General features: G+C 63.5%; 3 protein-coding genes. All 3 read right to left on the reverse strand.

The window, feature by feature from the left end; genetic code table 11:
- Positions 1 to 50: 50 nt before the first annotated feature.
- Entirely contained in the window at positions 51 to 983 is a 933-nt protein-coding gene (locus H596_RS22455) for a YcjX family protein (protein ID WP_051213429.1), read from the reverse strand.
- A 114-nt stretch (positions 984 to 1,097) separates the two neighbouring features.
- Positions 1,098 to 3,029, reverse strand: a complete 1,932-nt coding sequence (locus H596_RS0118715) for a class I SAM-dependent DNA methyltransferase (RefSeq protein WP_027286169.1) — start codon at positions 3,027 to 3,029, stop codon at positions 1,098 to 1,100.
- A gap of 2 nt (positions 3,030 to 3,031) precedes the next feature.
- Positions 3,032 to 3,625, reverse strand: coding sequence for a restriction endonuclease subunit S (locus H596_RS23665; RefSeq protein ID WP_169579896.1), 594 nt, complete (start codon positions 3,623 to 3,625; stop codon positions 3,032 to 3,034).
- Positions 3,626 to 3,813: the final 188 nt, after the last annotated feature.

Here is a 3,813-nt window from a genome sequence, read left to right on the forward strand (position 1 = left end):
CCCGCTACGACCAGACCGCCGACAGCTTCCTCGGCTTCGCCACACTGTCCTCAATCCGACTGTGGATCAGGTTTGTCCACGCGGCCTAGGACTATCTGGCGGGTGAAGTGGCTGAAGTGCTTCTCAAAGAAGCTCGCGCGAGCCCACTTCTTGTATGCCTCGAACCGATCGCGAAGCTGCGCTCCAAGTGTGCCGCGCACTGGCGAGGGGGCGCCGGTCCACGGGAAGAAGTGCATGAGCGGGATCTCACCGTCCGGCCCCGGCATTAGGAAGCGGCCAGGCTGGAGCCATCGCAAGCCTGCTTCTTGCCGACTGCGTAGCAGCGCATCCTTGTAGAGCCGGAAGCCGTGGAGCGCCGTCTTCTCCGAGGCGGGCGCAGCAGCTTGCAGTGTCCGCAGGAACGCCAGGAATTCCGCCGCAAAGCTTGAGCGTGGCTTCTGCGACAAGTCGGCCAGCGCTTCTGCCGACCATGTCTCGTATGACTGCTCCAGAAGCGGCAAATCCATGAGCCATTCGCCAGGGTAGTCTAGCAGCTCCAGCCGGAGCACTCGGTCCCCCGCGAACTGACCGAGCCTGGACGAACGACGCAACTTCAGTCGAAGCGTGATCATGGCGGGTCGGTCGGTAACCGGCGGCCAAGTCGCCGCCGCGCCTCTCGCGAGCTGATCCCGCAGGCCCTCATAGTCAAAGAGTGGGAAGTCCTGCGTCCCTGAATTCTCTATCTCAACATCCAGCAGGCGGGACCCTTCACCACCCTTATCCTCAAGCAACTCCGCCAGCTTCGGGAGTGTGTGCCGACGTGTCCCGGCGACGCCGTGGCCCAGCGCCAGCAGATTGCTGATCATTGACACGAGGAACACGGTCTTTCCGGCTCTGCTGAGCCCAGTAACCGCGATGCGCTGCGTCCGCACATTCATGGCGGCATTTGCCGCGTCACGGGTCGCGTGGAGCCCGTCGCGGAGCGTGATGCCAAAGGTGGTCATGCGCCGGATATCCGCATCGCTTCGTGCCTGTCGTCATCGATGATCTTCATCGTCACCCTGCCTGACTTCAGCCTGCGATCGGCAGCTCCCGTGTTTCGGTTCTGCCAGTCCAGCTCACTGCGCAGCCTCCTTCAGCTCTGCCTCCATCAGGGCACTGAGCCGAGCCAGAGCGTCTGCGACGATCCGCCCCTGTGCCTCGATGCTGGCGATGATCTGCTGCGGCGTGCGCTCGTCGGTTACGGTAACCGCGTTCGGGTTCACGGCCTTCAGGTCGAACACCGCCGCATCGATGGCTGCCGCTTGAGCCTCGAGTTCGCGGGCCTCCTTCTCCTTCTCGCGGATCTTGGTGCCGACGGCGGTAATCTCGCCATCGTCAGCCCTGCTTCTGCGTAGATCCTTCAGCTGCTCCTTCAGGTCGACGACATCGGCCTTCAGCGCGGCTACTTGGTCGACCAGCGGCTGCATCTCCTCGCGCGCCTTGGCGCGCCGCGCCGCAAAGTCCACGGTCCATGAGTAGCGGCTCTCGGCGGCGGCCGTACCCCGCGCCGCAAGCTGTACCGCATAGCTCGGGAAGGGCTGGCCTTCGTTGGCCTCGTCCGCCCGCCAGTCGGCCACCAGATTCGCGGGCAGCTTGGCATCCGGCAGCGCGGAGCCATCGGGCGCAAAGCCGAAATGCGCCAGCGTCAGTGGCGTCTTCTTGCCGACCTTCACGTGCGAAAGATCATAGTACCAAACGCGCTCCGTCTTTCGGCCCTTGGTGAAGAACAGCAGGTTCGTCTTCACGCCGGCGCCCGCGGTGGAGAACACGCCGCCCGGAAGGCTGATGATGGCCCAAAGATCGCATTCGTCCACGAGCTTGCGCTTCGTCTCTACGAAGGCGCTCTCGTTAGTGCGGAAGAGCAGGCCTTCATCCAACACGATGGCGCAGGTTCCGTCAGGTGCGAGCTCGCCCAGGATGTCCTGCACGAACAGCACCTGGGTGGAACTCGTCTCGAAGGGGAAGTTCTTCTGCGCGTCCTTTCCCTCTTTGCCGCCGAAGGGCGGGTTGGTCAGGATCACGTCGAACTGCTTGGGCGCCGTATCGAACAGCGCGGGATAGGTGGCCCGGCGCGTAAGCGCGTTGCCGTGCCAGAGGTTTGGCTGGTCGATGCCGTGCAGGACGAGGTTCGCGAGCGCAATCGGGAAGACGAGGTTCTCCTTCTCGCGGCCGAAGAATGTCTCCTGCTTGAGCTTGTCGATGTCGGTGCTGCGGGCTGCGGAGCCAAGCTTGCGCGCGATATGCTCGTAGGCGATCGCCAGGAAGCCGCCGGTGCCGCAGCACGGGTCGTAGACCGTCTTACCGAGGGATGGATCAACGGTATGCACCATCGCGCGGATCACCTCGCGCGGGGTGAAGAACTGGCCGCCGTCAGAATTCTTCTCGCCCATCTTCAGGAGCAGGTCTTCGTACACCTGAGACAGGGTGAAGAAGTGCCGGTCATCAATGTGATCGATGCTGATCTCGTGCACCTTGTCGAGGATGTCGCGCAGATTAGCTTCCGAATCGACGCGGACGCGCTCCACGGCCGTCATGATGCGGCCGATGATGCGCTGCTTCGGCGTGGCGCCAGGAAGCGGGAGGTTGGTGCGCGGGTCCACATCCAGGCTGTGCAGATGCGGCAGCAGGTCCTTGTTGATGAAGTCGAAGAGCTTGCTGTCGCCGGCGGCGAAGAGTTCCTGACGCTTCCAGCCTAGCGGCTTCCCTTCTGGCGTCTTGGGGTGGTCGGGCTTCTCTGAATGTGGGGCGGCCCAATCCTGCCAGCGATAGGGGCTGCGGAGCGCGGGGGTGAACGGCGCGCCAACCGCCTCTGCCTTCTCCTGATCGCGCGTCTCCTGCGCGTCGAGGATACGAAGGAACAGGATCCAGGTCAGCTCCGGCACGTATTGCAGCGCGCTCGCGCAGTTGGAGCGGCGCATCACGTCGCAAATGCTCTTCACGAATGCGGACAGCGACTGGCTGGAGGCGATCGCCTTCGGCTTCTTATCGGCTTTCTTCGGACGGGCCATGCTCAGTTCTCGAAGGCTTGGGCGAGGAGGCGTTGAGGCAGCGCGGCCAGCTCCGCGTGTTGTGCGTTCAGGGCGGCGCGGAGGCTCGCAGCTTCGGCCAGTCTAGGCTTGAGCGCGCGGACTATCTGACGCTGGATCTCTGGTTCAGGCGCACAGACGTGAAAGGATTCCAGCGTCGGCATGTAAATGGTCTTGTGTGTCGCTCCGGTCGCCAGCTCGCGAAGTGCTTGGCGCGATCGGATCAGCGCATGCATAAGGAACTCGGGATCAAGCTCCTCGCCGCAGACCCAGTTAGCGAAGTCCTGACTGGTGGCCATTGGCCGCGCCATGATGGCGACGAAACCCACCGAGGCCGTGCGCGAGTAGCACACCGTGCCCCGTGGCAGGATGCGCGCAGCGGAGTTGGCAATCCCAGCGGCGTTAGTGCGGAGCTGCGTGCTCTCGACCCACTGCCCGTCCAGAGCGCGAATCTCAGTGAGGGAGATCCAGGAGACGTCACCACCCCACCAGTCTGGCCGCGAACGGCTGGGTGTGTGGCCGCTTTCAAGGCGCGCAACGTCCGTCAGCTTGTGCCAGGACCAACCAGGTGGCGGCACCTCGAACGTGGGCGGTACCGTAATCGGGATGGCGCCTCGAAAGGCATCCCGATAAATCGAATTCAGTAGAGCAGCCGCCTCGGCCTGCTGACCCTTAGAGCCATTTCACATCGACCGGAATCGCGATCGGGGATTCCGGCACGGCGCTGATGTGTGATTCATCGGTCTCCGGAGCTGAAACCGGAGGC

The organism is Rubritepida flocculans DSM 14296, from assembly GCF_000425365.1.
Taxonomy (GTDB): domain Bacteria; phylum Pseudomonadota; class Alphaproteobacteria; order Acetobacterales; family Acetobacteraceae; genus Roseococcus; species Roseococcus flocculans.

Bases quoted from the DNA above. Each gene is read 5' to 3' on its own strand.
- H596_RS22455 (WP_051213429.1), bottom strand. From the start codon at position 983: ATGACCACCTTTGGCATCACGCTCCGCGACGGGCTCCACGCGACCCGT.
- H596_RS0118715 (WP_027286169.1), bottom strand. From the start codon at position 3,029: ATGGCCCGTCCGAAGAAAGCCGATAAGAAGCCGAAGGCGATCGCCTCC.